This window comes from Xanthomonas sp. CFBP 8445, from assembly GCF_025666235.1.
Classification (GTDB): Bacteria; Pseudomonadota; Gammaproteobacteria; order Xanthomonadales; family Xanthomonadaceae; genus Xanthomonas_A; species Xanthomonas_A indica.
The window spans coordinates 4132182-4157341 of record NZ_CP102594.1; the positions used below are offsets into that span (position 1 = coordinate 4132182).

Annotated in this window: 24 protein-coding genes and 1 riboswitch; of the genes, 13 read left to right on the forward strand and 11 right to left on the reverse strand. The window is 71.0% G+C overall.

All coding sequences use genetic code 11. The features are described 5' to 3' along the window. Positions 1 to 119: 119 nt before the first annotated feature. From NUG21_RS17730 to NUG21_RS17745, 4 genes are all read left to right on the forward strand, one after another. Positions 120 to 602 (forward strand): free L-methionine (R)-S-oxide reductase MsrC, encoded by a 483-nt coding sequence (locus tag NUG21_RS17730; protein ID WP_160948164.1) that lies wholly within the window; start codon positions 120 to 122, stop codon positions 600 to 602. Continuing rightward, positions 599 to 1027, forward strand: coding sequence for a TfoX/Sxy family protein (locus NUG21_RS17735; RefSeq protein ID WP_263391553.1), 429 nt, complete (start codon positions 599 to 601; stop codon positions 1025 to 1027). Before NUG21_RS17730 ends, NUG21_RS17735 begins: the two co-directional genes overlap by 4 nt. A gap of 25 nt (positions 1028 to 1052) precedes the next feature. Continuing rightward, positions 1053 to 1270: riboswitch (cobalamin riboswitch) on the forward strand. A gap of 113 nt (positions 1271 to 1383) precedes the next feature. Then, on the forward strand, positions 1384 to 3255 hold the full coding sequence (gene btuB / locus NUG21_RS17740; RefSeq protein ID WP_263391554.1) for a TonB-dependent vitamin B12 receptor: 1872 nt from the start codon (positions 1384 to 1386) through the stop codon (positions 3253 to 3255). 180 nt (positions 3256 to 3435) lie between these two features. Then, complete coding sequence (locus NUG21_RS17745) at positions 3436 to 3891, forward strand: GNAT family N-acetyltransferase (RefSeq protein WP_263391555.1); 456 nt, start codon at positions 3436 to 3438, stop codon at positions 3889 to 3891. Positions 3892 to 3931: 40 nt separating this feature from the next. Here NUG21_RS17745 and NUG21_RS17750 read toward each other — a convergent pair whose 3' ends face one another. Then, a complete protein-coding gene (locus NUG21_RS17750; RefSeq protein ID WP_263391556.1) occupies positions 3932 to 4831 on the reverse strand; it encodes a LysR substrate-binding domain-containing protein in 900 nt (299 codons plus the stop codon). Between the two features lie 162 nt (positions 4832 to 4993). Between NUG21_RS17750 and NUG21_RS17755 the strand changes: the two genes are divergently transcribed. From NUG21_RS17755 to NUG21_RS17765, 3 genes are read left to right on the forward strand one after another with little or no spacing between them, the layout of a single operon-like run. Continuing rightward, positions 4994 to 5539: a hypothetical protein gene (locus NUG21_RS17755; RefSeq protein WP_019796397.1), complete on the forward strand. Its 546-nt coding sequence runs from the start codon at positions 4994 to 4996 to the stop codon at positions 5537 to 5539. 7 nt (positions 5540 to 5546) lie between these two features. Further along, on the forward strand, positions 5547 to 5873 hold the full coding sequence (locus tag NUG21_RS17760; RefSeq protein ID WP_263391557.1) for a hypothetical protein: 327 nt from the start codon (positions 5547 to 5549) through the stop codon (positions 5871 to 5873). 14 nt (positions 5874 to 5887) lie between these two features. Continuing rightward, complete coding sequence (locus NUG21_RS17765; protein WP_263391558.1) at positions 5888 to 6730, forward strand: MBL fold metallo-hydrolase; 843 nt, start codon at positions 5888 to 5890, stop codon at positions 6728 to 6730. Between the two features lie 82 nt (positions 6731 to 6812). Here NUG21_RS17765 and gph read toward each other — a convergent pair whose 3' ends face one another. Then, positions 6813 to 7466, reverse strand: coding sequence for a phosphoglycolate phosphatase (gph, locus tag NUG21_RS17770; protein WP_263391559.1), 654 nt, complete (start codon positions 7464 to 7466; stop codon positions 6813 to 6815). Positions 7467 to 7725: 259 nt separating this feature from the next. Continuing rightward, positions 7726 to 8787 (reverse strand): DNA polymerase IV, encoded by a 1062-nt coding sequence (gene dinB / locus NUG21_RS17775; protein WP_263391560.1) that lies wholly within the window; start codon positions 8785 to 8787, stop codon positions 7726 to 7728. Between the two features lie 208 nt (positions 8788 to 8995). Between dinB and fabA the strand changes: the two genes are divergently transcribed. Next, positions 8996 to 9511, forward strand: a complete 516-nt coding sequence (gene fabA / locus NUG21_RS17780) for a 3-hydroxyacyl-[acyl-carrier-protein] dehydratase FabA (protein WP_242159698.1) — start codon at positions 8996 to 8998, stop codon at positions 9509 to 9511. Beyond that, complete coding sequence (gene fabB / locus NUG21_RS17785; RefSeq protein WP_263391561.1) at positions 9511 to 10719, forward strand: beta-ketoacyl-ACP synthase I; 1209 nt, start codon at positions 9511 to 9513, stop codon at positions 10717 to 10719. The genes fabA and fabB overlap by 1 nt, the downstream gene beginning before the upstream one ends. Positions 10720 to 10765: 46 nt before the next feature. Here the strand turns inward: fabB and NUG21_RS17790 are convergent, their stop codons facing one another. The 6 genes from NUG21_RS17790 to NUG21_RS17815 all read right to left on the reverse strand — a co-directional run bounded on the left by NUG21_RS17790 (position 10766) and on the right by NUG21_RS17815 (position 18539). Continuing rightward, positions 10766 to 11638, reverse strand: coding sequence for an SH3 domain-containing protein (locus NUG21_RS17790; protein WP_263391562.1), 873 nt, complete (start codon positions 11636 to 11638; stop codon positions 10766 to 10768). A gap of 463 nt (positions 11639 to 12101) precedes the next feature. After that, the gene (locus NUG21_RS17795; RefSeq protein ID WP_263391563.1) at positions 12102 to 14126 is read right to left on the reverse strand and encodes a M3 family metallopeptidase; all 2025 of its coding nucleotides are present in this window, start codon (positions 14124 to 14126) and stop codon (positions 12102 to 12104) included. A gap of 61 nt (positions 14127 to 14187) precedes the next feature. Next, positions 14188 to 15291: a PLP-dependent cysteine synthase family protein gene (locus tag NUG21_RS17800; RefSeq protein ID WP_048492234.1), complete on the reverse strand. Its 1104-nt coding sequence runs from the start codon at positions 15289 to 15291 to the stop codon at positions 14188 to 14190. A gap of 122 nt (positions 15292 to 15413) precedes the next feature. Then, positions 15414 to 15629, reverse strand: coding sequence for a heavy-metal-associated domain-containing protein (locus tag NUG21_RS17805; RefSeq protein ID WP_184502392.1), 216 nt, complete (start codon positions 15627 to 15629; stop codon positions 15414 to 15416). Positions 15630 to 15663: 34 nt separating this feature from the next. Then, positions 15664 to 18102, reverse strand: coding sequence for a heavy metal translocating P-type ATPase (locus NUG21_RS17810; protein ID WP_263391564.1), 2439 nt, complete (start codon positions 18100 to 18102; stop codon positions 15664 to 15666). Further along, entirely contained in the window at positions 18099 to 18539 is a 441-nt protein-coding gene (locus NUG21_RS17815) for a heavy metal-responsive transcriptional regulator (protein WP_263391565.1), read from the reverse strand. The genes NUG21_RS17810 and NUG21_RS17815 overlap by 4 nt, the downstream gene beginning before the upstream one ends. A 117-nt stretch (positions 18540 to 18656) precedes the next feature. On the opposite strand from NUG21_RS17815, the gene NUG21_RS17820 reads away from it, so the two are divergent. From NUG21_RS17820 to NUG21_RS17830, 3 genes are all read left to right on the forward strand, one after another. Continuing rightward, a complete protein-coding gene (locus NUG21_RS17820) occupies positions 18657 to 19064 on the forward strand; it encodes a CopL family metal-binding regulatory protein (protein WP_263391566.1) in 408 nt (135 codons plus the stop codon). A 121-nt stretch (positions 19065 to 19185) separates the two neighbouring features. Further along, positions 19186 to 20994: a copper resistance system multicopper oxidase gene (locus NUG21_RS17825; RefSeq protein ID WP_263391567.1), complete on the forward strand. Its 1809-nt coding sequence runs from the start codon at positions 19186 to 19188 to the stop codon at positions 20992 to 20994. Further along, the gene (locus tag NUG21_RS17830; protein ID WP_263391568.1) at positions 20991 to 22193 is read left to right on the forward strand and encodes a copper resistance protein B; all 1203 of its coding nucleotides are present in this window, start codon (positions 20991 to 20993) and stop codon (positions 22191 to 22193) included. The genes NUG21_RS17825 and NUG21_RS17830 overlap by 4 nt, the downstream gene beginning before the upstream one ends. Positions 22194 to 22487: 294 nt before the next feature. Here NUG21_RS17830 and NUG21_RS17835 read toward each other — a convergent pair whose 3' ends face one another. Both NUG21_RS17835 and NUG21_RS17840 read right to left on the reverse strand, forming a co-directional pair. Next, positions 22488 to 22961, reverse strand: a complete 474-nt coding sequence (locus NUG21_RS17835) for a hypothetical protein (RefSeq protein ID WP_263391569.1) — start codon at positions 22959 to 22961, stop codon at positions 22488 to 22490. A 172-nt stretch (positions 22962 to 23133) separates the two neighbouring features. Further along, a complete protein-coding gene (locus tag NUG21_RS17840) occupies positions 23134 to 23850 on the reverse strand; it encodes a TetR/AcrR family transcriptional regulator (RefSeq protein WP_263391570.1) in 717 nt (238 codons plus the stop codon). A gap of 105 nt (positions 23851 to 23955) precedes the next feature. Between NUG21_RS17840 and NUG21_RS17845 the strand changes: the two genes are divergently transcribed. Then, positions 23956 to 25086, forward strand: a complete 1131-nt coding sequence (locus NUG21_RS17845) for an FAD-dependent oxidoreductase (RefSeq protein ID WP_263391571.1) — start codon at positions 23956 to 23958, stop codon at positions 25084 to 25086. Positions 25087 to 25160: the final 74 nt, after the last annotated feature.

The window sequence follows — 25160 nt, forward strand, 5'->3', positions numbered from 1 at the left end:
CGAACGAAACCCTGTCGGTTGGCCGGCGGGACGCGCGGCGGCGCGCAGGATAGCCGGGCGCGCCGCGCGCGTCAGCCGCGGCGGTGCCGGCGGACCCAGCGCGCTGCTAGACTCGGGCGATGTTCGCCTCGTCCTCGCTCACCGGCAGCAAGCCGGAACAGTACGCCCAGTTGCTCGACCAGGCCCGTGCCCTGGTTGCCGGGGAGCCCGACCGCATCGCCAATGCCGCCAACCTGGCGGCGCTGGTGTATCACGCGCTGCCGCGGCTGAACTGGGTCGGTTTCTACCTCTACGACGGCAAGGAACTGGTGGTCGGGCCGTTCCAGGGCCTGCCGGCCTGCGTGCGCATTCCGCTGCACAAGGGCGTGTGCGGCGCGGCCGCCAGCAGCGGCCAGACCCAGCGCATCGACGACGTGGAGGCGTTCCCCGGGCACATCGCCTGCGATGCCGCCTCGCGTTCGGAACTGGTGGTGCCGCTGCTGCGCGACAGCGCGCTGGTCGGCGTATTCGACCTGGACAGTCCCGACCTGGCCCGCTTCGACGCCGACGACCAGCGCGGGCTGGAAGCGATCGCCCAGGTCTTCGTCGACAGCCTGCGATGAGCACCACCAAGCTGCGCAACATCGGCCCCAAGAGCGCGGCGTGGCTGCGCCAGGTCGGCGTGCGCACGCAGCAGGACCTGGAGGCGGCCGGCGCGGTCGGTGCCTTCGTCAAGGTCAAGCGCGCCGGCTTCAAGCCCAGCCTCAACCTGCTGTACTCGCTGGAAGGCGCGCTCAGCGGCTGCCACTGGCAGGAACTGTCCGAAGCGCGGCGCGCGCAGTTGCTGGGCGAGCTGGAAACCGCGACGGCGGCGCTGCCGGCGCAGCGCGGCCTGCCGGTCGCCGGGCCGGTGGCGACCACCCATTTCGACCGCGACGACGCACGCGGCGACGATGACGCCGACGGCGCTTACGCGCCCGACCCGCACGAGGCGCCGGTGAGCGACCATCACGGCGACGACGACGGCCACGGCCCCCACGCCGACTGAGCCGCGCAGGCAGCGGCGATCGCGTACAATCGCGCCGCTTCAAGGTGACCCGCCGGCTCCGGCCAGCGGGTTGAAACGGGAAGCCGGTGCGTCTTGCGACAAGGCCGGCGCTGCCCCCGCAACGGTAAGCGATCCGCGCTGACGACCTGCGCCACTGTGCCTGGGCATGGGAAGGCGTCGCAGCCGGGAGGTCCGCCTCCCCGATCGCCAGCCCGGAGACCGGCCTTGCAGTTCACTGGTTGCGATGCGGAGGGCGTCGCGGCGTGCCGCGCCGCGTCCGGCGCCGTCCGCTTGCACCTTCCGTTCGCGACTTCCTTGCCGTCACAGCGCGCAGCCGCGCGCCGGAGTTGCCACCCATGTCGTCCCGCCTGCTTTCGGTCGCGATCGCGTCCGCCCTGTCCCTGCCCGCGCTGGCCCACGCCGCCGATGCCGCCACCGACCTCGACCAGGTCCTGGTCACCGCCACCCGCACCCAGATCTCGGTGGAGGACAGCGTGGTCCCGGCGCAGGTGATCGACCGCGCCGAGATCGAGCGCAGCCAGGCCGATTCGCTGGCGCAGCTGCTGCAGGGCCGCGCCGGCATCGGCATCTCCAACCAGGGCGGCCTCGGCAAGCTGACCACGCTGAACCTGCGCGGCAGCGAATCGGACCACGTGCTGGTGCTGGTGGACGGCGTGCGCATCGGCTCGGCCAGCGCCGGCCTGGCCGCGTTCCAGGACCTGCCGCTGAGCCAGATCGAGCGCATCGAGATCGTGCGCGGCCCGCGTTCGAGCCTGTACGGCTCCGACGCGATCGGGGGCGTCATCCAGATCTTCACCCGCCGCGGCGGCCAGGGCTTCCAGCAGAACCTGAGCCTGGGCGGCGGCAGCCACGGCCTGCGCGAGGCCGGCGCCGGCTTCAGCAACCGCGGCGAGCGCGGCTGGCTGGCCGTGCAGGGCGGCTACCAGAAGACCGACGGCATCAATGCCTGCAACGGCTCGGCCACGCTGTTCGCCGGCTGCTTCGTCGACCAGCCCGACCGCGACGGCTACCGCAACGTTTCGCTGACCGCGCGCGGCGGCTACGCCCTGACCGACACGCTGCGCGTCGAAGGCCAGGCGCTGAACATCGACAGCCGCAACGAGTACGACGGCGACGCGCTGTTCGCCGGCAACGAGGCCGACAACACCCAGCAGGTGTTCAGCGGCAAGCTCGACTGGACCCCCTCCGATCGCCTGCACCTGGCCGCGCAACTGGGCCGCAACGTCGACGATGCCGACAGCTACTACCGTGCGCCGGGCGCGCGCACCCGCAGCTTCATCAGCACCTTCGACAGCCGCCGCGACACCGCCGCGCTGCAGGGCGACATCAGCCTGGCCGAAGGCCACCTGCTCAGCGTCGGCAGCGACTGGCAGCGCGAGCACGTCGCCAGCACCACCGCCTTCGACGTCGACAGCCGCGACAACACCGGCGTCTTCGCCGAGTACCAGGGCCGCTTCGGCGTGCAGCAGGTGCAGGCCAGCGTGCGCAGCGACGACAACGAACAGTTCGGCGAGCACACCACCGGCAGCCTCGGCTGGGGCCTGGCGCTGGCGCACGGCCTCAAGCTCACTGCCAGTGTCGGCACCGGTTTCAAGGCGCCGACCTTCAACGACCTGTACTACCCGTTCGCCGGCAATCCGGACTTGAAGCCGGAGCGTTCCAAGAGCGGCAACCTGGGCATCGCGCAGTATGCCGACAGCTGGAACTGGACCTTCAACGCCTACGAGACCCGGGTCAAGGACCTGATCTCCTACGACGCGGTCAGCTTCCTGCCGGTCAACGTGGACGAAGCGCGCATCCGCGGCGCCGAACTGACCGGCTATGCGTTGCTGGCCGGCTGGGAACTGTCGGCGCAGCTGAGCCACACCGATCCGCGCAACCGCAGCGACGGCGACAACCGCGACAACTGGCTGGCGCGCCGCGCGCAGAACACCGCGCGCCTGGACGTGGACCGCGGCATCGGCCCGGTCAAGCTCGGCGTCACCGTCTTCGGCAGCGGCCACCGCTTCGACGACGCGGCCAACCGCGTGCGTCTGGCCGGCTACGGCACCGTCGACCTGCGCGCGGAATACGCGTTCACCCCGGACTGGACGCTGCAGGCCAAGGCCAGCAACGTGTTCGATCGCGACTATCAGACGGTGAACTGGTACAACCAGCCGGGCCGCGAATACGCGCTGACCCTGCGCTACGCGCCGGCGGCGCGCTGACTCACGCAGCGCGCTGCAGGAGCGACCGCAGCCGCGAACGGGGATCACCAGGAACGCTCCGTTCGTAGCTGAAGCCGCTCCTGCAGGGGCGGTGACGCGGCTGCTTGCAGGCGTGCGCAGCGTGCACATGGCATGCTGCGCACCCACCGGCAGTGCCGGCCGATGCAACGGATTGCCAGCATGCATGTCGTCTATCGCCCTGCCGTTCCCGCCGATGCGGCCGCCTGCATCGACCTGCGCGCACGCACCCGCGAGAACGCATTCTCCGCCGAGCAATTGGCCGCGCTCGGGATCGATGCGGGCAGTTGGCAGGCGTGGATCGCCGATGGCAGCGTGCCCGGGCACGTGGCCGAGGTCGCCGGGCGCATGGTCGGCTACTGCTTCGGCGACCGCCACAGCGGCGAGATCATGGTGCTGGCCCTATTGCCCGAATGGGAGAACCACGGCATCGGCAAGGCGCTGTTGGCGCGGATGATCGAGGATTTCCGCCGCTGGGGCTTCGCACGCCTGTTTCTGGGCTGCGCGGCCGACCCGGCGCTGCGCTCGCATGGGTTCTATCGCCACCTCGGCTGGCGCCCGACCGGCGCGATCGACGCCCTGGGCGATGAAGTGCTGGAGTATCGGCTGCCGCACTGAGCGGTTCGCGCCGCCATCGGCGACGCCGCTCTCGTCGCGGTCAGTGCGCAGCGGCGGTGGCGCGCGCCTCCTCCAGCAGCCAGTCGACGAACCGCTGGAGCGGCGCATCGCTCAGTTGCACCGGCTCCGGCAGCACCAGGCAGAAGGTCTTGGCGATCGAGGTGGCCGCGGGCCACGGACACAGCAAGCGGCCGTCGGCCAGTTCGGCTTCCACATACAGGCGCGGCACCAGCGCGACCCCCAGGCCGGCCAGTGCGGCTTCGATCGCCATGGCATGCAGGTCGTAGCGTGCGCCGCGCGCGGGGTGGCTCAGGGCGATCCCGGACTCCTGCGCATAGCGTTGCCAGGCATCCGGATTCTGCCGGCGCTGCAGCCGCGGCAGCGCATCCAGCGCGCTGGTCGCGTCCTTCCCGTGCAACAGCCGCGGATGGCACACCGGCACCAGCACTTCGTGCAGCAGGCGCTGCACGCGCATCCCCGCCCAGGCCGGGTGCTCGAAATGCAGCGCGGCATCGAAGCCGCTGCCAACGAGCACGAACGGCTCCATCCGTTCGGCCAGATGCACGGTGATCTGCGGATGCCGCGCCTGGAAGCGGCCCAGCCGTGGAATCAGCCAGCGCATGGCGAAAGTCGGCAGCGCGGCGATATCGAGACTCGCGCCGTCGCGCGGCCGCCCCATCAGATCGCGGCTGTCGCGCTCCAGCCGGTCCAGGGTCTCGCGGACCTGCGCCGCATAGCGCCGGCCGTTCGGCAGCAGCCGCACGCGATTGCCGACGCGCTCGAACAGGACCACGCCGAGGAAACTTTCCAGGCGACCGATCTGGCGGCTGATGGCGCCTTCGGTCAGGACCAGTTCCTCGGCCGCGCGCGCGAAACTGCCATGGCGGGCCGCCGCCTCGAACGCCATGAGCGCGGAATGGCTGGGGATCTTGCGGCGCATGTCGGCTCCGGTAGCAGGCGGCGCACTTTACCAGCCCGAGCATGACATGCAGTCACGGAAGGGTGACCGAATATCGATATCAACGCGGAAAACACCGGACTAGGATGAGTCATCCTCAACCATGACACGCCGGCACGCACCGTTCCGGCCCAGGACGATCCGATGCTCTACACCGTGGAATGCAGCTTCGCCGATCCCGCCAGCGAAGCGGAATGGAACGACTTCTACAGCCGGGAAAAACTGCCGGCGCTGATCTCGGTCGAGGGCTTTCGCAGTTCGCAGCGCTTCAAGGCCCTTCGCGACGGCGGTCCGACCTATCTTGCGCTGCACGCCATCGACGGCCTGCACGTCCTCAGCGGCGCGGAATACCGGCAGAAGGGCGGCGGCAACTTCGCCCGCTGGCAACGCCACATCGCCGACTGGCACCGCAATCTCTATGACGGCCTGGAGCGCGCGCCGGCCGTGGCGCGCGACGAGGTGCTGCTGGTCAGCGCCGACGGCCCCGAATCGCTGTTGCGGCTCGGTCTCGCGCCGCATGGCCTGCATGCGGTGGAACTGGACAAGGTGCCGGCGCAGCGCTGGCTCGCCAGGTGCGGCCGCGCCCGGCTGCCGGCCATCGGCGAGCTGGCGCAGGATCTCCAGGCCTATGCGCCAATGACCGCGCAACTGGTCGCAGCCCGCGGCATCGCCCGCACGCTGCCGCAGTAGGCGCACGATGCCGAACCTCACCCTTTTCATCCCCGCGCAGGCCATGCCGGCCGATCCGGTGCTGGCCGCGCTGACCGACCACTGCACCGCACTGTGCACGGAGGTGCTGTTGGCCGCGGTGCAGAACGTGCACATCATCTATGTGCCGGTCCGGCACGGTCGCGGCCACCCGGTGTTCGCGGAACTGCGCTACCGACGCGCCGACGCGCGCACGCCGGCGGTCATGCAGCGGTTCATGGCCGCAATCGACGACGCCATCCGCGGTGCGACCGGCGCCACCGCACGCATCCGCTGCGTCGGCCACGCGCCCGCCGAACTGCACGCACGCAACTGAGCCCCGGGATCCGCATGTCCATCCCCACGTTTCCGCACCTGCAGCTCGGCGATGTCAGCGTCACCGCCCTCAGCGATGGCTATCTCGCCACCGGCTTGGAGATCCTGTCGCCCATCGCCGCGGCCGATGCGCTGCAGATGCAGCAGGCCGCGCGGGTGCTGCAGCCCAGTGCGGTGCACATCAACTGCTACGTTGTGCGCATCGGCGGCCGCACCGTACTGATCGATGCCGGCGCCGGCGGCCTCCGCGACGGCGCCGGCCGGTTGCGCGGCAACCTGGCGCTGGCCGGGCTGCAGCCGGCGCAGATCGATGCGGTACTGCTGACCCACGCCCATCCCGACCATGTCGGCGGGCTGATCGAGGCATCCGGAGACGCCGCGTTCCCGAATGCGGAGTTGCTCGTGCAGCATCGCGAAGTCGGGTACTGGCAGGACGACGCCAACCTGAGCCGCGCGCCCGCACGTGCCCGCGGCAACTTCCTGCTCGCGCGGCAGGTGTTTGCGGCCTATCGCGACAGGTTGCGCAGGTTCGACGACGGCGAAATCCTGCCCGGCATGCACGCGTTGCCGCTACCGGGACACACCGCCGGGCACACCGGTTATCGGCTCGATTCCGGCGGCAGCGGCCTGCTGGTGTGGGGCGACATCGTGCATTTCCCCGACATCCAGATCCCGCGCCCGGATGTGGCGGTGGTCTTCGACCACGATCCGCAGCTCGCCACCGCGACCCGCGCGGCGCTGCTGGACCTGGTCAGCGCGGAGCGGCTGCCGATCGCCGGCATGCATCTGCGCGAGGCCGGCTTCGCCCAGATCGAACGCCGCGGCATCGGCTACGCAATCGCCAGCGTTCGGTCGTGACCGGTCGATGGCGACCTGCGGCCGATGTCCATCGACACGCAGGCAGCGGCCATGCCATGCCAGCCGCGTTCCACCGCCGGCGTCAACGCAGCGTCAGCAGCTCGCGCAGATCGTCCATCAGCAGCACCACGTCGGCGGTGGCCAGATCCAGGTCGCGCGGATAGCCGTAGCGCACCAGCGCCACCGGCATGCCGGCGGCGTGGCCGGCCTGCAGGTCGGTGGGCGAATCGCCGACCATCAGGCAGTGCGCCGGCGGCTGCCCGAACTGCTGCGCCAGGTGCAGCAACGGCGCCGGGCTGGGCTTGCGCTCGGGCAGGCTGTCGCCGCCCAGCACCGCGGAAAACAGCGCGGCCACGCCCAGATGCTGCAGCAGTGGCGGCACCATCGCCGCCGGCTTGTTGGTGCACAGCGCCAGGGTCACGCCTTCCGCGCGCAGCTGCGCCAGCGCCTCGGCCGCCCCCGGATACAGCCGCGGGCTGCGCAACAGGCATTCGGCGTAGTGGCGCATGAAGGTCGGCATCACCGTGTCGAGCGGCGTGGCGTCGCCGGCGTGCCGCCAGGCGATCTCGACCAGTTTGCGCACGCCCTCGCCGATCCAGCCGAGCACGGTCGCCTCCGGCACGCGCGGCAGGCCGAAGTCGGCCAGCGTGCGATTCAGCGCCTCGGCGATGTCGGCGCCGCTGTCGACCAGCGTGCCGTCCAGGTCGAACACCACCAATGCGTACGGAAATGTCATTGCGTATCCGCGTGGGAGAGGAGGTGCGCATTGTAGGTGCGCGTTTGCATCGTCGGCGCGACGACGTGGCACCGACCTGGCATCGTCGTGGAGGACGACACCGCGACGCGGCAGCACGGTCCGCGCGACGTGAGCGCGATTCCCCGTGGCTTCATCCGTCTGCATCGGAAGCGCCGCATCAGCGCGCCGCTAACCCCGCGATACGCATGAGCTGCCTTCCAGACACGTCGCCTGGGCGACCACAGCGGTCCCCACTCCCTCAACCGAACAGCTGCCCCTGCGCCTGCCCGGGCTCGCGCTCGTGGAAGCCCGACAGGCCCACGCCGACCAGGCGGTAGCGGGTGGACGCCGGCAGGTCCACGCGCGCGCGCAGCGCTAGGGCGATGTCGATCAAGGCCTGCAGCGATTCGGGCGGCTGCTCCGGGGTGAAGCTGCGGGTGAGGATGCGGAACTGCGCGGTCTTCAGCTTCAACACCACGGTGCGCGCGATGCGCTCGGTGCGACGGGTGGCGTTCCAGGTCTTTTCCGCCAGTTGCCGGATCGCCGGCTCCAGCGCCTCCAGCGCCAGGTCTTCGGCGAAGGTGTCCTCGGAGGAGATCGACTGCACCGGCTGGTCCGACTCCACCGGGCGTTCGTCGATGCCGCGCGCGCGCTGGTACAGGCGCAGGCCGAAGCTGCCGAAGCGCGCCTCCAGTTCCGCCTCGCTGCGCCCGCGCAGATCGCCGACGGTGGCGATGCCCAGTTCCGCCAGCTTGGCCTCCATGACCTTGCCCACGCCGGGCACCTTGTTCACCGGCAACGGCGTCAGGAACGCGTCCACGCGATGCGGACGGATCACGAACTGGCCGTCGGGCTTGCGCCAGTCCGAGGCGATCTTGGCCAGGAACTTGTTCGGCGCGATCCCGGCCGATGCGGTCAATTCGGTTTCGGCGCGGATCTGCGCGCGGATGGTCTGGGCGATCTCGGTGGCGGTGCGCAGTTCGCCCTTGGGCGCGGTGACGTCCAGGTAGGCTTCGTCCAGCGACAGCGGCTCGATCAGGTCGGTGTGGCGCTGGAAGATCTCGCGCACCTGCCGCGACACCGCCTTGTAGCGGGCAAAATCCGGCGGCACGAAGATCGCGTCCGGGCACAGCCGCTCGGCGCGCAGCGCCGGCATCGCCGAGCGCACGCCGAACACGCGTGCCTCGTAGGAGGCGGCGCACACCACCGAGCGCATGCCGCGCCAGGCCACCACCACGGGCTTGCCGCGCAGCGCCGGATCGTCACGCTGCTCCACGGACGCGTAGAACGCATCCATGTCGACGTGAATGATCTTGCGCATTGACCCCAACCCTACGCCTGCGAACGGTGTGCACATGATAAGCCCGGCACTGCGCACGGATTGAGAACGCGCGCCTTGATCCGGCGCAGTGCGCGCGCCGTCGCCGCTGCCGACACTACGCGTGCGTACGGATAAAACGTTTGATTGAACGCGCGACGCTCATGCACTCTTGCGCGCCTCGACTGTCTCGCCTGGGAATGTTCCGCTCATGAGTCGTCTGTCCTCCTATTCGCGCGAGCAATTGCTTGCCAGCGCACGCGGCGAGTTGTTCGGCGCCAATGCCGGGCGCCTGCCCAACGATCCGATGCTGATGTTCGACCGCATCGTCGCCATCGACGAGACCGGCGGCGCGCACGGCAAGGGCGTGATCCGCGCCGAACTGGATATCCGTCCGGACCTGTGGTTCTTCGGCTGCCATTTCATCGGCGATCCGGTGATGCCCGGCTGCCTGGGCCTGGATGCGATGTGGCAGCTGACCGGCTTCTTCCTGACCTGGTTGGGCGCACCCGGTCGTGGCCGTGCGCTGGGCGTGGGCGAGGTGAAGTTCACCGGCCAGGTGCTGCCCACCGCCAAGCAGGTGGTGTACGAGATCGACATCAGCCGGGTGATCAACCGCAAGCTGGTGATGGCGGTGGCCGACGGCCGCATGTCGGTGGACGGGCGCGAGATCTATACCGCCAAGGACATGCGCGTGGGCCTGTTCACTTCGACGGAGGCATTCTGATGCGGCGCGTGGCAATTACCGGGATGGGCATCACGTCGTGCCTGGGCAACGATCTGGACAGCGTGGCGCGCGCCTTGCGCGAGGGCCGGTCCGGCATCCGTTACAACGCGCAGGCGGCGGAGTTCGGCCTGCGCAGCCAGGTCGGCGGCGATGTGCAACTGGACCTGGACGCGACCATCGACCGCAAGCTCAAGCGCTTCATGGGCGACGCCTCGGCCTACGCCTATCTGGCGCTGCGCGATGCCTTGGCCGACGCCGGCCTGGACGAAGCGGCGATCAGCGATCCGCGGATCGGCCTGATCGCCGGTTCCGGCGGCGGCTCCAGCCACTGGCAGGTGGAAGCGGCGGACCTGCTGCGCAACCGCGGCGTGCGCAAGGTCGGCCCGTACATGGTGCCGCGCACGATGTGTTCGGCGGTGTCGGCCAGCCTGGCCACCGCATTCAAGATCAAGGGCGTCAGCTACTCGCTGTCGGCCGCGTGCGCGACCTCGGCGCACTGCATCGGCGCGGCGGCGGACCTGATCCGCCACGGCCAGCAGGACGTGATGTTCGCCGGCGGCGGTGAGGAACTGGACTGGACCATGAGCCTGATGTTCGACGCCATGGGCGCGCTGTCCACCGGCTTCAACGATACGCCGGCGGTGGCCTCGCGGCCCTACGACGCCGCGCGCGACGGCTTCGTCATCGCCGGCGGCGGCGGCATGCTGGTGCTGGAGGACTACGAGCACGCGATGGCGCGCGGTGCGCGCATCCATGCCGAACTGGTCGGCTACGGCGTGACTTCCGACGGCGCCGACATGGTCGCCCCGTCCGGCGAAGGTGCGGTGCGCTGCATGCGCATGGCGCTGCAGGGCGTGGACGCGCCGATCGACTATCTCAACACCCACGGCACCTCGACCCCGCTCGGCGACGTCACCGAGCTGGACGCGGTGCGCGCGGTGTTCGGCGACGCGGTGCCGCCGCTGTCCTCGACCAAGGCGTTGTCCGGGCACTCGCTGGGCGCGGCCAGCGTGCACGAGGCGATCTACTGCCTGCTGATGCTGCGCGACGGCTTCATCGCCGGCTCGGCCAACATCGACACGCTGGATCCGCGCGCCGAGGGCTTCCCGATCGTGCGCGAAAGCCGCGACGCGGACTTGCGCACGGTGATGTCCAACAGCTTCGGCTTCGGCGGCACCAACGCCGCGCTGGTGTTTGCCAAGCCCTGAGCGGGGCTACGCGCGCACGCTGCCGGCACCGGCAGCGTGCCGCGCCTCAACGCTCCAGCTGCCTGACGTCGCGACGCCCGGTGTCGTCGTCCTTGTGCGCTTCCGGCTTGGCCGGTGGCGCTGATGGCGGTGGCGGTGGCGGTGGCGGTGGTGGTGGTGGTGGTGGTGGTGGTGGCGGCGAACTCGGCTTCGGCGGATGCCGCTCGACCCACTGGATGGTCGCTGGCGATGGCGGCCACGCCGGCGATGCCGACGGCGCGGACGCAGGGGGCGGCACCGGCTGCAGTCCCATCGCTTCGCGCTGGCGGCGGTCGCTGTCCTGGCGTTGCAACTCCTTCGCCAGTTCCTTGTTGTAGCGGGGATTGAGCGCGTCCGGCGGCGGGATCCGATGCATCCGCTCGCCGGGCGGCGTCCATGCCGGCGTGGCGCTCACGGCGTCGGAGGCAGACGCCGCTGGTGGCGGCGCCCGCCATTGCGGCGCCAACTGCCGCTGCAACGGGGCCGGAATCTGCGCCGGGCCGGCCGCGGCCGTTGCGCTTTCCAGCGGCCGATAGCGCGCGCGTTCACGCGCCCACGGCTGACCGCGATAGTGCGTGTCCCAATAGCGGTCCAGCGCAAAGCCGACGGTGGGCACGCCGGGTGCGATGCCCTGTTCCTGTGCACTGAAATCGATCGCGCCGGCCGGCAGCCAGCCGCGTTTTTCGCGCCAACTGACATCGCACCAGGCCCAGTCGCGGGTGCAGCCATGCACCCGCAGCGCGTCGTCGGTGACCGGCGTGGCCACGCGCGGATACTCCGGCGCCGGGCCGGCACGCAGGCTGGGGCCGATGCGCACCGTGCCACTGCCGTCCTGCGCCAGCGCCGGCGCCGGCGCGGCCATGCTCAACAGCAACGGCGTCCACCACCCTGCTCGCTTCATGCGGCCCTCCTTGTGCAGTGCGGCGGTTTCCTGCGCCGCGATCGCGGCGGCGAACATCGCTGTGCCGCTGTGCCTGTTCTAGCACGGAGGAGCCGGGATTCGGGATTCGGGATTGGGGATTCGGGATGACCAGACTGCGGCTGTTGAAAGCCGGGAATCGGGAATCGGGAATCGGGAATCGGGACGGTAGCGTGTCCGCGGAGCACAACCGCTGCAAAGCGATCCAGTGCGCCGATAAAAAGCAGCTGCTTTTGTGCGAGGGGCTTCAGCCCCGACGGGCTTTCCCGGGAAAGCCCGTCGGGGCTGAAGCCCCTCCCACAGTGCAATCGCAACCACTACGCCTGCGCAGGAAAATCTCGAATCCCGGCTCTCAATGGCCGCAGGCTGGTCATCCCGAATCCCGAATCCCGGCTTTCAACAGGCGCAGCCTGGTCATCCCGAATCCCGAATCCCCAATCCCGGCTTATCCAGCCATGCCGCTGTGCCGCAGCAGCGCCTCCAGTTCCGGCGCGCGGCCACGGAAGGCGGTGAAGTTCTCCAGCGCCGGGCGGCTGCCGCCGCGCGAGAGGATTTCGCGCAGGAAGCGCGCGCCGGTGTCCGCCAACTGGTCCGGCGCTTCCTCGAACGCCGCGTAGGCGTCGGCGCTGAGCACCTCGGCCCACTTGTAGCTGTAGTAGCCGGCCGCGTAGCCGCCGGCGAAGATGTGGCTGAACTGGTGCGGGAAGCGGTTCCACGCCGGCGGTCGGTTCACCGCGACTGCGTCGCGCACCCGCTCGAGCAACTGCAGCACGCTGTCGGTCTGCGCATCGAAGCTGTGGTGCAGTTGCATGTCGAACAGCGCGAACTCGAGCTGGCGCACGGTGAACATGCCGCTCTGGTAGTTCTTCGCCGCCAGCATCTTGTCGAACAGCGCGCGCGGCAGCGGCTCGCCGCTGTCCACGTGCGCGGTCATCGCCTGCAGGCGCGGCCATTCCCAGCAGAAGTTCTCCATGAACTGGCTGGGCAGTTCCACCGCGTCCCACTCCACGCCGTTGATGCCGGCCACGCCCAGTTCGCCGACCCGGGTCAGCAACTGGTGCAGGCCATGGCCCATCTCGTGGAACAGGGTGGTGACCTCGTTGTGGGTGAAGGTGGCCGGCTTGCCGTCGCTGCCGCGACCGAAGTTGCACACCAGGTACACCAGCGGGGTCTGCACGCCGTCGGCGCGCTCGCGGCGGTTGCGGCAGTCGTCCATCCAGGCGCCACCGCGCTTGCCTTCGCGTGCGTACAGATCCAGATAGAACTGCCCGACCAGGCGCCCCTGCGCGTCGCTGAGGCGGAAGAAGCGCACGTCCGGATGCCACACCGGCGCGCTGTCGGCCTCCACGCGCAAGCCGTACAGGTCGTGGATCAGGCCGAACAGGCCGTCCAGCACCTTGGGCTCGGTGAAGTAGCGCTTCACCTCCTGCTCGGAGAAGCTGTAGCGCGCCTGCTTCAGTTTTTCGCTGACGTAGGCCAGATCCCAGGCTTCCAGCGTATCCAGGCCCAGGTGCTCGCGCGCGAACGCTTCCAGCTCGGCGCGGTCGCGCTGCGCGTAGGGCTTGGCGCGTGCGGCCAGGTCGTGCAGGAACTCCAGCACCTGGGCGGGATCCTGCGCCATCTTGGTCGCCAGCGAATACTCGGCATAGCTGGCGAAGCCGAGCAGCGCGGCCAGTTCGCCGCGCAGGGCGAGGATGCGGCCGATCGCCGCGCTGTTGTCCAGCGCCGCATCGCCGAACTCCGAGGCGCGGATCGCATTGGCGCGGTACAGCGTCTCGCGCAGCGCGCGGTCTTCGGCATACATCTGCACCGGCAGGTAGCACGGCATCTGCAGGGTCAGCTTCCAGCCTTCCTGGCCGTCGCGTTCGGCCGCCGCGCGCGCGGCGGCGATGCTGTCCTCGGGCAGGCCGACCAAGCGCGCCGGGTCGTCGATCAGCAGCGACCACGCGTCGGTGGCGTCGAGCACGTTCTGCGAGAACTTGGCCGACAGCGCCGAGAGTTCTTCCTGGATCGCGGCGAAACGCTGCTTGTCGGCCTCGCCCAGTTCGGCGCCGCCCAGGCGGAAGTCGCGCAGCGCGTTGTCCAGCACCTTGCGCTGCGCCGGGCCGAGCGTGGCCGCCTCCGGCGATTGCGCCAGCGTGCGGTACTGCGCGAACAGCGCCAGGTTCTGCCCCAGCGCGCTGGAGAAGCGCGTCACCTTGGGCAGGTTGGCGTTGTAGGCCTCGCGCAGCGCCGGCGTGTTGACCACCGCCTGCAGGTGGCTCACCTGGCCCCAGGCGCGCCACAGGCGCTCGGTGGCATCGTCCAGCGGCGCCACGAAGCTGTCCCAGCGCACCGGCGCCACCGTCTCGGCGGCGGCCACGGCGGCCTCGGCCTGCGCCAGCAGCGTGTCGATCGCCGGGCCGATGTGCTCGGGCTGGATCGCATCGAAGCGCGGCAGGCCGGAAAAATCGAGCAGGGGATTGGTCATCGCGGAACTCTCGGTAGCGGGGAAAGGACCGGCGCGGCCGGCCATGGAAGACAGATGGCGGTCAGTCCAGCGCGGCACAAGGCAACGGCGGCAAGCCGGCGCCGGCCACCGCCGCGGCCAGCTGCGCGTCGGCCTGTTCGACGTCGATGCCGTGCTCGGCGTACCACTGCGGCCGGTAGTAGCTGTGCACGTAGCGCTCGCCGCTGTCGCACAGGATGGTGACGATGGCGCCGCTGCGGCCCTGCTCGCGCATGCGCGTGGCCGCCTGCAGCACGCCGACGAAGTTGGTGCCGGTGGAGCCGCCCACGCGCCGGCCCAGGCGCGCGCTGACGTAGCGCATCGCCGCCAGGCTCAGCGCGTCGGGCACCTTGACCATCGCATCCACGCAGCTGGGGATGAAGCTCGGCTCCACCCGCGGCCGGCCGATGCCTTCGATACGCGAGCCGCCGGTGCTTTCCAGGCCGGCGTAGTCGCGCCCGGCCAGCGCCTCGCGGTAGCCGTCGAAGAACAGCGACACCTCCGGGTCCGCGCACAGGATGCGGGTGGGATGGCGCCGGTAGCGCACGTAGCGGCCAAGCGTGGCCGCGGTGCCGCCGGTGCCGGGGCTGCACACGATCCACGCCGGGATCGGATGCGGCTCCTCCTGCATCTGCCGGAAGATCGACTCGGCGATGTTGTTGTTGGCGCGCCAGTCGGTGGCGCGTTCGGCGTAGAGGAACTGGTCCATGAAATGGCCGCCGGTCTCGCGCGCCAGCTGCACCGAATCGGCATGCAGGTCGCAGGCGCGCCCGACCAGGTGGCAGCGCCCGCCCTGGAACTCGATCGCGGCGATCTTCTCCGGCGAGGTCGTTGCCGGCATCACCGCGATGAACGGCAACCCCAGCAGGCGCGCGAAGTACGCCTCGGACACCGCGGTGGAACCGCTGGAGGCCTCGATCACCGGCCGCCCCTCGCGCAGCCAGCCGTTGGCCAGCGCGTACAGGAACAGCGAGCGCGCCAGGCGGTGCTTGAGGCTGCCGGTGGGATGGCTGGATTCGTCCTTGAAGTACAGGTCGATGCCGGGGAACCCCGGCAGGTCCAGCGGGATCAGGTGGGTGTCGGCCGAGCGGTTGAAGTCGGCTTCGATCTTCTGGATGGCGGCGGCCACCCAAGCGCGATGGGTCATGGCGGTGCGGGAGCGGAGAAACCGCGCCCACGATACACGCCCGGCCGGGCGCCAGGACCATGCGCCGCGCAGGTCGCCACGCCGGCGTTCACCCGGCGCGGCGCACGGCCCAGCGGCGGTGCTCAGCCGGCGGCGGCCACACTGAAGCCGGCGTCGGCGATCGCCTGCTCCAGCGCGGCCACGTCGATGCGCGCAGGGTCGTAGTCGATGCCCACGCGCCCGCCCTCCAGCACCACCGTGCTGGCGGCCACGCCCGGGCAGGCGTCCAGCACCCGTTGCAGCCGTGCGCTGCAGCCGCCGCAACTCATGCCGTGGACGAGAAGATCGAGATGTTGCATGTCAGGCTCCAGGAAGAAGAAATCGAGTCCGCGCTCACGGCGCCCGCCAGCGATTCAGCAGCAGCGCGTTGCCCAGCACCGAGACCGAACTCAGCGCCATCGCCGCGCCGGCGATCACCGGGTTGAGCAGGCCGAACGCGGCCAGCGGGATGCCCAGGCCGTTGAAGACGAAGGCGAAGAACAGGTTCTGGCGGATCTTGCGCACGGTCGCCGCGGACAGGTCGATGGCGGCGGCGACGCCGGCCAGGTCGCCGTGCATCAGCACCACGTCGGCCGCTTCGATCGCAATGTCCGAGCCGCTGCCGATGGCGAAGCTGACATCGGCCGCGGCCAGCGCCGGGGCGTCGTTGATGCCGTCGCCGACCATGCCCACGTGCGCGCCCGGCACGGCCTGCAGCTCGCGCACATGCGCGGCCTTGTCCTGCGGCAGCACCTCGGCCTGCACCTGGGCGATGCCGAGCCGCGCGGCCACCGCCTGCGCCGCGTGGCGGTTGTCGCCGCTGAGCATGGTCACCGCGATGCCGCGCGCCTGCAGCCGCGCCACCGCCTCGGCAGCGCCTTCGCGCAGCGGATCGGCGATGGCGATATAGCCGGCCACGGCGCCGTCCACGGCCACGCCGACCACGCTGTGGCCCTGCGCCTGCGCCGCCTCGGCCTGGCGGCGCAGCGTCGGGTCGGCCGGCGCGGCGATCAGGCCGTCGAGCCACGCCAGCGCGCCCAGCGCGACCTCGCGCCCGTCCACGCGGCCGCGCACGCCTTGCCCCGGCAGGGTCTGCACCGCATCGGCGCGCGGCGCCGGCGCGGCCGTGCGCACCCCCAGGTCGGCGGCGCGCTGCACGATCGCACGTGCCAGCGGATGCGCCGATCCGGTCTCCAGCGCGGCGGCCAGGCGCAACAGCGGCACGGACTCGGCCTCGTCGGCGACCAGCACCGCGGTCACCTGCGGCTGGCCCAGGGTCAGGGTGCCGGTCTTGTCGACCACCAGCGCGGTCAGTGCGCGGGCGCGTTCCAGCACCTCGGCATCGCGGATCAGGATGCCGGCGCGTGCGCCGACGCCGGTGCCGACCATGATCGCGGTCGGCGTGGCCAGGCCCAGCGCGCATGGGCAGGCGATCACCAGCACCGCCACCGCGTGCACCAGGGCGTCGGCGAAGCTGCCGCCCAGCGCCCAGGTCGCGCCCAGGGTGATCGCGGCGATGGCCAGCACCGCCGGCACGAACACCGCGGCGATACGGTCGACCAGGCGCTGGATCGGCGCGCGCGAACCTTGCGCGGCATCGACCATGCGCACGATCTGCGCCAGCAAGGTGTCGGCGCCGACGCCGGTGGCGCGCGCGCGCAACAGGCCGAGCTGGTTGACCGTAGCCGCATGCAGGCGGCTGCCCGGCGCCTTGGCCACCGGCAGCGCCTCGCCGGAGAGCATCGCCTCGTCCACGCTGGAGTGGCCGTCGAGCACCTCGCCATCCACCGGCACGCGCTCGCCGGCGGCAACCACGAACACATCGCCGACCGCCAGTTCCGCCGCATCCATCTCCACGATGGCGCCGTCGCGCTCGACCCGCGCGGTGGTCGGCGCCAGGTCGAGCAGCGCGCGCACCGCCGCGGTGGTGCGGCGCTTGGCGCGGGCCTCCAGCAGGCGCCCGAGCAGCACCAGGGTGATGACGCTGGTGCTGGCCTCGAAGTACACGTGCTGGCCGTGCAGGCCGGCCACGGTGACCACGGCGCTGTACAGATAGGCCATGCCGGTGCCCAGCGCGACCAGCACGTCCATGTTGGCGCTGCCGTTGCGCAGCGCGCGGTAACCGGCGCGATAGAAGCGCGCGCCGATCCAGCACTGCACCGGCGTTGCCAGCAACAGCTGCAGCCAGCGCGGCAACGGCTCGGCATGCGCACCGCGCAGGGCGTCGCCGTCCAGCATGCCGAGCATCTGCCCCCAGAACGGCAAGGTCAGCAGCACCGCCGCAGCGAACATGCCCAGTTCGCGCCGCCAGGCACGACGCTCGCGGCGCTCGCGCTCGGCCAGTTGCGCCGCGTCCATGGCCTCGGCGACACGCGCACCGAATCCGGCGCGTGCGATCCGCGCGATCAGCTCCGCCGGCGCGACCGCGCCCGGCAGGATCTCCACCCGCGCCTTGGCCGAGGCCAGGTTGGCGTGGCCGCTGAGGACGCCCGGGGTCTTGGCCAACACGGCATCGATCGACGCCACGCAGGAGGCGCACTGCAGGCCGCTGAGTTCCAGGGTCAGGGTCTGGGTCGGTACGGCGTAGCCAGCCTGCTCAATGCGCTGCCGCAGCGTCGGCAGGTCCACCTGCTGCGGGTCGTAGTCCACCTGCACGCGCGCGCCGGCATAGCTGGCCTGCGCCGCCACCCCGGGCAGGCGCTGCAGCGCCTTCTCCACGCCAGCCGCGCAGGCGGCGCAGGTCATGCCCTGCACCGGCAGGGTCAGCGAGGCGGTGGTCCGGTCCGTGCTCATCGCGGCGGATCGCCGGCGGCATCGCCGCGGATGTCGCCCAGGATCGGGCAGGCGTCCGGCACGCCGCGGCCGGGGCAGTCCTCGACCAGGGCGGCCAGGGTGTCGCGCATCTCCGTGAGTTCGGCGATGCGCCGGTCCAGCGCCTGCAGGCGCGCACTGGCACGCTGCTTGATGCCCTCCACGCCGTGCACCTGGTCGTCCTGCAAGGCCAGCAGCTCGCCGATCTCCTCCAGCGAGAAACCCAGCTCCTTGGCGCGGCGGATGAAGCGCACCCGCTGCACCGCCGCGGCGTCGTACTCGCGGTAGCCGGAGGCGCGGCGCGGCGCAGGCGGCAACAGCCCCTGGCGCTCGTAGTAGCGCACGGTATCGATGGTGACGTCGGCCTGGCGGGCGAGCGCGCCGATGGTGAAGCGGGCGGTGGCGGGGTCGGATCGCATGCGCACACCCTACTCCCTGGAGTCGGGTCCAGAGTCAAGCCTCGCCGCGCCGCAGTCGCTTGCCGCCCACGCCGGCTTCGGTATCCTCTGTGGCTACCCGCCGCCACGCTGCTGCCTGTGCCGACCTTCGCCGTCCTGATGCGCCTGTTGCTGTGCCTGAGCCTGCTGCTCAACGGCACCGCGGCCGCCATGGCGATGCCGGGCATGGCGGCGCACGGCACCTCGATGCACGACACGGCTGTCACGGTCGCCAGCGCGGCGCCAGCGCATTCGGCGATGCCCTGTCACGAGCAGGCGCCACCGCCGCCCGCGGATCACGACGGCCACTGCCACGACCATGCCGGCAAGCATGGCGGCTGCGGCGGCATGGCAGGCTGCCAATGCCCGCACGCGCAACCGCTGCCGGCGCTGCTGGCGATGCCGCTGGCACTGCCGCGCATGCCCCGCCACCTGGTCGCCGCCGCGCCCCAGGCCGCGCACGGCGCGCCCGGCCTGCCGCGGCTGGAACGTCCTCCCAGCGCCTGAGCGCATGCGGCCGCCCCCTAGGCGGCCTCCTGGCGGCGGCGTACAGGCGCTGCCGCGCCCGTGCCTGCAGCGCCGCCATCGGCGCTGCCTGGCGCATCGCATCCGCTTACGGACATCGCACATGAACGCATCTTCTTCCGGCCTGCCGGCGCTGCCGTCGCGGCGCCGCTTCGTCACCGGACTGGCGCTGGGCGCCGCCGCCGGCCTCACCGGGCTGCCGCTGCGCCACGCCCAGGCCAGCGCACTGGCGCGCAACGGCGCCTCGCCCTATGTGCTGCACAGCACCGACCTGGACCTGAGCATCGGCAGCACACGGGTCAACTTCACCGGGCGCGAGCGCCCCGCCATCGCCGTCAACGGCAGCGTGCCGGCGCCGCTCCTGCGCTGGCGCGAAGGCGACACGGTGACCATCCGCGTGGCCAACCGCCTGCCCGGCCACACCCAGACCTCGGTGCACTGGCACGGCCTGCTGTTGCCGGCCAACATGGACGGCGTGCCAGGCATGAGCTTCGACGGCATCTACCCCGGCGAGACCTACCAGTACCGCTTCGCCCTGCGCCAGTCCGGCACCTACTGGTACCACAGCCATTCGCTGCACCAGGAGCAGGCCGGGCTGTACGGCGCCATCGTCATCGACCCGCGCGAGCCGCCGCCGTACCGCTACGACCGCGAACACGTGCTGCTGCTGTCGGACTGGACCGACCTGGACCCGGCGGCGCTGTTCCGGCGGCTGAAGCAGATGCCGTCCTACGACAACCTGTACCAGCGCACCGTCGGCGACTTCCTGCGCGACGCGCGCGAGGATGGGCTGCGCGCCACCCTCGCCGACCGCGGCATGTGGGGGCGCATGCGCATGACCCCCACCGATCTGTCCGACGTCAACGGCAACACCTATACCTACCTGCTCAACGGCATGACCCCGGCCGGCAACTGGACCGGGCTGTTCCGCCCCGGCGAAAAGGTGCTGCTGCGCTTCATCAACGCCTCCAGCATGAGCTACTTCGACGTGCGCATCCCCGGGCTGAAGATGACCGTGGTCGCCGCCGACGGCCAGTACGTGCATCCGGTGAGCGTGGACGAGTTCCGCATCGCCGCCGCCGAGACCTTTGATGTGCTGGTCGAACCCAGCGGCCAGGACGCCTACACGGTATTCGCCCAGGACATGGGCCGCACCGGCCACGCGCGCGGCACCCTGGCCGTGCGCGAGGGGCTGCAGGCGCCGGTGCCGGCGAACGATCCGCGCCCGCTGCTGCGCATGCAGGACATGGGCCATGCGATGGCCGGACACGCCGGCATGGACCACGGCGCGGGCACGGCCATGCACGGCATGGAGGGCAGCTGTGGCGCGAACATGCACATGGCCGCCATGCCGGGCATGGAGCACGCCGCGCATGCGCCTGCCGCCGCACCTGCGCATCCGCGCAGCGAACGCGGCAATCCGCTGGTGGACATGCAGTCCTCCGCCACTGCGCCGCGGCTGGACGACCCGGGCATCGGCCTGCGCGACAACGGCCGCCGCGTGCTGACCTACGCCGACCTGCACAGCCTGTTCGAGGATCCGGACGGACGCGAGCCGGGGCGCGAGATCCAGTTGCACCTGACCGGCAACATGGAGAAGTTCGCCTGGTCGTTCGACGGCATTCCCTTTGCCAGCGCCGAACCGCTGCGGCTCAACTACGGCGAGCGCCTGCGCATCGTGCTGGTCAACGACACGATGATGCAGCACCCGATCCACCTGCACGGCATGTGGAGCGACGTGGAGGACGCCGCCGGCCGCTTCCAGGTGCGCAAGCACACCGTGGACATGCCGCCGGGCACGCGCCGCAGCTACCGCGTGCGCGCCGACGCGCTGGGCCGCTGGGCCTACCACTGCCACCTGCTCTATCACATGGACGGCGGCATGATGCGCGAAGTGCGGGTGGACGCATGAACCGTTTCCACTTGTCGCCGCTCGCGCAGGCCACCGCTCTGGCGCTGCTGCTCGCGCACGCGCCGGTGTATGCGCAGCATGTCCACGCTGCCGACAACGGCACGGACGTACCGGTAGCGCGCTGCGCCTGCCCGGCGTCCACTGCCACCATGCCCATGGCGAACGCGGAGGCGGCACAACCCGACACGGCAATGCACGGCGCCATGGACCATGCAGCCATGGGGCATGCCACGCAGGCGCCGGCCATGCACGGCGCGCCTGTCGCGCAGACCACGGCAGAGCACGCCGACGCCCTGTCGCACGAGCACATGGACCACGCCACGATGGACCACGAGGCAGTACCGCCGTCGCAGGGCGATCACCGCGAACACGCACATGCTGCACACGACGGCATGGATCACGACGGCATGGGCCATGCGATGCCCACCGCGCCGGCACCGACCGCGAGCGCGTGCCAGTGTCCTGCGCGTGCCGGCACGCCGCTGCCGCGCGAACCCATCCCGCCGATCACCGCCGCCGACCGTGCCGCCGCATTCCCGGTGCTGCGCGACCACGGCATGGCGCATGGCGCGTCGCGCACCGGCTACCTGTTGGTCGACCGCCTGGAGGGCTGGGACAACGCGCACGGCAGCGGCCAGGCCTGGGAAGCGCGCGGCTGGTACGGCGGCGACATCGACCGGCTGTGGCTGCGCAGCGACGGCGAGCACGAGGGCGACCGCACCACGGCGTCGACGCTGGAACTGGCCTATGGCCACGCGATCTCGCCGTGGTGGGACGTGCTGGTCGGCGCCAGGCAGGCGTTCGCGCCCGGTCGCGCGCGGACCTCGGCCGCGTTCGGCGTGCAGGGCATGGCGCCGTACAAGTTCGAGGTGTCGGCCATGCTCTACGTCGGCGAAGGCGGCCAGGCCAGCCTGCACCTGGAAGGCGAGTACGACGTGCTGCTGACCAATCGCCTGATCCTGCAGCCCCGCCTGGAGGCGGAACTGGCCGCGCGCGACGATGCGGCGCATCGCGCCGGCAGCGGGCTGACCACCGTCGAAGGCGGCGTGCGCCTGCGCTATGAGGTCACCCGCCGCTTCGCGCCTTACATCGGCGTGGACCACGTCCGCAGCTTTGGCGATACCGCCGACCTGCGCCGCGCCGACGGCGAAGCGGCACGCGAGACGCGCTGGGTCGCCGGCCTGCGGTTCTGGTTCTGAGCGGCAGCGGCGCGCCGTAGGACATGGCGAACGGCGGCGCGGAAAATGCGCCGCCGCAGGACGCAGGCATCGCCGCCAAACCGACGCTCGCGATGCGCCAGGTGCATGTGCGTCCATCGCCACCACCCAGCCACGGCGAACGGCTGTGCATTTGTAGGCGCGGTTTCAACCGCGACCGGCGTTACCGGGAATGCCCGTCGCGGCTGAAGCCGCTCCTACGACACACCGAACCGAGTCGCGGCACAGCGCATCCCGCATGGACGGCGAAAGGCGGGCGACGCGCCTCGCGACCGCTCACGCGTGCAGCGCCGCCTGCAGCGCCTCCACCTCGCGCCGTGGCGGGCGCAACGCTCCCAGCGTGCCGACCAGCTCGCGGTAGCTGCGCGCAAGCTGCGCGAACAACCCCGCATCGCTGTCCCGGCTCTCGGCGACTTCGGCATAGGCGCCGCGGCCGAGATCGATGAAATAGTCCACGCTGACCCGGCGCCGCGCCGCCACGCCCGGGAACAGCCCGGCGATCAGCAGGCAACCGTCACCGACCTCGCGCAAGGCATCGGCGCGGGCGCGCCCGACCTGCTCCTGCGCATGCAGCCAGGCCAGTGCCTGGATGCGCGCCAGCAACTGCGCATCGCGCTGGTAGCGCAGCAGCACGAACACCAGATAGTGCTCGCGCGATTCGTCCAGCGGCCGGCCCAGGCGCTGCCCGGCCTCGTGCACCAGCGCCTGCCACAGCTCGGCCGGCGCCCCCTGTCTGAAAGACTCGTACATGCGTCCTCCTGCGTGGTGGAACCCTCGCAGGAAGCTTATGCATAACCCGGGCCACACTGCTGGCAATGTCCACGCACAAGTGCCAGCGTTCGCGTCGTGATCAGCGGCGTCATGCGGCGCTCGCAGCTGCGTGCTAGGTGCCACCTCGCGCAGCGCTCGGTGCCCGGATCGTTCAGGACCCGCGGCGCTTGCGGCCGCCGCCGGTCGCCAGCGCATCGCGCTGCGCCACGATGCCGGCGAGGATCAGGTCGATCCCGGCGATGAAATCCAGACGGTCGTCGTGCGTCTGCAGTGCGCCGGCCATGCTGCGCACGAAGGGATAGGCGAGCGGATCGAGCCGCGACCACGTGCTCGCCATTGCGGCCAGGGTCTCGTCGCGGACAAGGCCCTGGGTGAGCGCCAGCTGGGTATTGGCCGCGTTCTGCCCGCTCACGCCAAGCATGTAGTTGAGCAAGGCGGACACCGCCGCCCACTGTGCCGTGTCGGCCACACCGAGCGCACGCAGCGGCTGGCCGAGGGCTTCGATGATGCGCACGATCGGCAACTGTCCCGGCGCCTGCCACAGCGCCGACCCGATCCAGGGATGCGCATCGATCACATCGAACATGGCCAGGGCCAGCGTGCGGATGGCCGCCTGCGGCGTGGCGCCTGCGGGTGCCGACGGCAGGCTGCGCGCGATGACGGCGTCGCAGGCGGCCGTCAGCAGATCGCGCTTGTCGGCGATGTGTCCGTAGAGCGCGCCCGGTCCGGTGGAGAGCCGTTCGGACAGCGCGCGGAAGGTCAGGCCGGCTTCGCCGTCGCGATCGAGCAGGACGATCGCCGCGTCGACGATCTGCTCGCGCGACAACGCGGCATCGCGGCGGGACGGGCTGGGGCGTGGCTTGGCCATGGCCGATCTTGACACGGATGGAACGCCATTCCAAGATGATGGAACAACGTTCCATCACCACGTACCGCGCGCATCGCTGCACGCACCGCTCCCTCGAGGTTCCGGATGCACACACCCATCGCGATCATCGGCGCCGGACTGGGCGGGCTTGCGCTCGCCCGCGTCCTGCACCTCCACGGCATCGCCGCGACCCTCTACGAAGCCGAGGCCTCGGCCGATGCTCGCCCGCAGGGCGGCCTGCTCGACATCCACGACTACAACGGCCAACTGGCACTCAAGGACGCCGGGCTGTATCCGCAGTTCCGCGCGCTGGTGCTGCCCGGCGCGGATGCGAAACGGGTCGTCGACCGCGATGGCACCCTCCTGATCGAGCGGCCGGACACCGGCGCCGGCAATCGGCCGGAGGTGGATCGTGGGCAGTTGCGCCGCCTGCTGCTCGATGCGCTTCCTGACGGCGCGGTGCGCTGGGGCTGCAAGCTCGCCGGCGTGTCGCCGCTCGCCGATGGGCGGCATCGGCTGCTCTTCGGCGATGGCGCCACGGTGACCACCGACCTGCTGGTCGGCGCGGACGGCGCCTGGTCGAAGGTGCGGCCATTGCTGTCCGCTGCGGTGCCCGCCTACAGCGGCACCACCTTCGTCGAGACCCGCCTGCTGGACGCAGATACCCGGCATCCGGCCAGCGCGCAGCTGGTCGGCCACGGAACGCTGATGGCGGTCGCACCGGGCAAGGGCCTGTTCGCGCACCGCTATGCCGACGGCACGCTGCATGTCTACGTGTCGCTGGTCCGGCCGCAGGCGTGGTTCGACGGCATCGACATGGCCGTGCCGGCGAGCGCGATGACGCGCATCGCCGCGGAGTTCGCCGGTTGGGCGCCGGCGCTGACGGCGTTGATCACCGCCAGCGACACACCGCCGGTGCTGCGTCCCATCCATGCCTTGCCGGTCGAGCATCGCTGGGAACGCATCCCCGGCGTGACCCTGCTCGGCGACGCGGCGCATCTGATGTCGCCGTTCGCCGGCGAAGGCGCCAACCTCGCGCTCTACGATGGTGCCGAGTTGGGCAAGGCCATCGCCGCGCATCCCGGCGCGATCGAGGCCGCACTGTCCGGGTACGAGACCCAGCTGTTCGCCCGCAGCGCGCCGTTCGCCCGCGAATCCCAGCGCAACCTCGCCCTGTTCTTCGACGACGCAGCGCCGCAGAGCCTGGTCGACTTCTTCAACAGCATCGCCACGTAGCCGCCAGCGACATCCCGAGCGGCGCTGCGGCGGACATCACCATGGCGCCGTCCACCTCGCACCGTCATGGCGCC

Excerpts from the sequence above, each read along its gene's own strand:
- NUG21_RS17825 (WP_263391567.1), top strand. The coding sequence starts at position 19,186 with ATGAACGCATCTTCTTCCGGCCTGCCGGCGCTGCCGTCGCGGCGCCGC.
- fabB (WP_263391561.1), top strand. The coding sequence starts at position 9,511 with ATGCGGCGCGTGGCAATTACCGGGATGGGCATCACGTCGTGCCTGGGC.
- gph (WP_263391559.1), bottom strand. The coding sequence starts at position 7,466 with ATGACATTTCCGTACGCATTGGTGGTGTTCGACCTGGACGGCACGCTG.
- NUG21_RS17805 (WP_184502392.1), bottom strand. The coding sequence starts at position 15,629 with ATGCAACATCTCGATCTTCTCGTCCACGGCATGAGTTGCGGCGGCTGC.
- NUG21_RS17750 (WP_263391556.1), bottom strand. The coding sequence starts at position 4,831 with ATGCGCCGCAAGATCCCCAGCCATTCCGCGCTCATGGCGTTCGAGGCG.
- NUG21_RS17840 (WP_263391570.1), bottom strand. The coding sequence starts at position 23,850 with ATGGCCAAGCCACGCCCCAGCCCGTCCCGCCGCGATGCCGCGTTGTCG.
- btuB (WP_263391554.1), top strand. The coding sequence starts at position 1,384 with ATGTCGTCCCGCCTGCTTTCGGTCGCGATCGCGTCCGCCCTGTCCCTG.
- NUG21_RS17800 (WP_048492234.1), bottom strand. The coding sequence starts at position 15,291 with ATGACCCATCGCGCTTGGGTGGCCGCCGCCATCCAGAAGATCGAAGCC.
- NUG21_RS17765 (WP_263391558.1), top strand. The coding sequence starts at position 5,888 with ATGTCCATCCCCACGTTTCCGCACCTGCAGCTCGGCGATGTCAGCGTC.
- NUG21_RS17745 (WP_263391555.1), top strand. The coding sequence starts at position 3,436 with ATGCATGTCGTCTATCGCCCTGCCGTTCCCGCCGATGCGGCCGCCTGC.
- NUG21_RS17755 (WP_019796397.1), top strand. The coding sequence starts at position 4,994 with ATGCTCTACACCGTGGAATGCAGCTTCGCCGATCCCGCCAGCGAAGCG.
- NUG21_RS17835 (WP_263391569.1), bottom strand. The coding sequence starts at position 22,961 with ATGTACGAGTCTTTCAGACAGGGGGCGCCGGCCGAGCTGTGGCAGGCG.
- fabA (WP_242159698.1), top strand. The coding sequence starts at position 8,996 with ATGAGTCGTCTGTCCTCCTATTCGCGCGAGCAATTGCTTGCCAGCGCA.
- NUG21_RS17815 (WP_263391565.1), bottom strand. The coding sequence starts at position 18,539 with ATGCGATCCGACCCCGCCACCGCCCGCTTCACCATCGGCGCGCTCGCC.
- NUG21_RS17810 (WP_263391564.1), bottom strand. The coding sequence starts at position 18,102 with ATGAGCACGGACCGGACCACCGCCTCGCTGACCCTGCCGGTGCAGGGC.
- NUG21_RS17790 (WP_263391562.1), bottom strand. The coding sequence starts at position 11,638 with ATGAAGCGAGCAGGGTGGTGGACGCCGTTGCTGTTGAGCATGGCCGCG.
- NUG21_RS17795 (WP_263391563.1), bottom strand. The coding sequence starts at position 14,126 with ATGACCAATCCCCTGCTCGATTTTTCCGGCCTGCCGCGCTTCGATGCG.
- NUG21_RS17845 (WP_263391571.1), top strand. The coding sequence starts at position 23,956 with ATGCACACACCCATCGCGATCATCGGCGCCGGACTGGGCGGGCTTGCG.
- dinB (WP_263391560.1), bottom strand. The coding sequence starts at position 8,787 with ATGCGCAAGATCATTCACGTCGACATGGATGCGTTCTACGCGTCCGTG.
- NUG21_RS17760 (WP_263391557.1), top strand. The coding sequence starts at position 5,547 with ATGCCGAACCTCACCCTTTTCATCCCCGCGCAGGCCATGCCGGCCGAT.
- NUG21_RS17730 (WP_160948164.1), top strand. The coding sequence starts at position 120 with ATGTTCGCCTCGTCCTCGCTCACCGGCAGCAAGCCGGAACAGTACGCC.
- NUG21_RS17735 (WP_263391553.1), top strand. The coding sequence starts at position 599 with ATGAGCACCACCAAGCTGCGCAACATCGGCCCCAAGAGCGCGGCGTGG.
- NUG21_RS17830 (WP_263391568.1), top strand. The coding sequence starts at position 20,991 with ATGAACCGTTTCCACTTGTCGCCGCTCGCGCAGGCCACCGCTCTGGCG.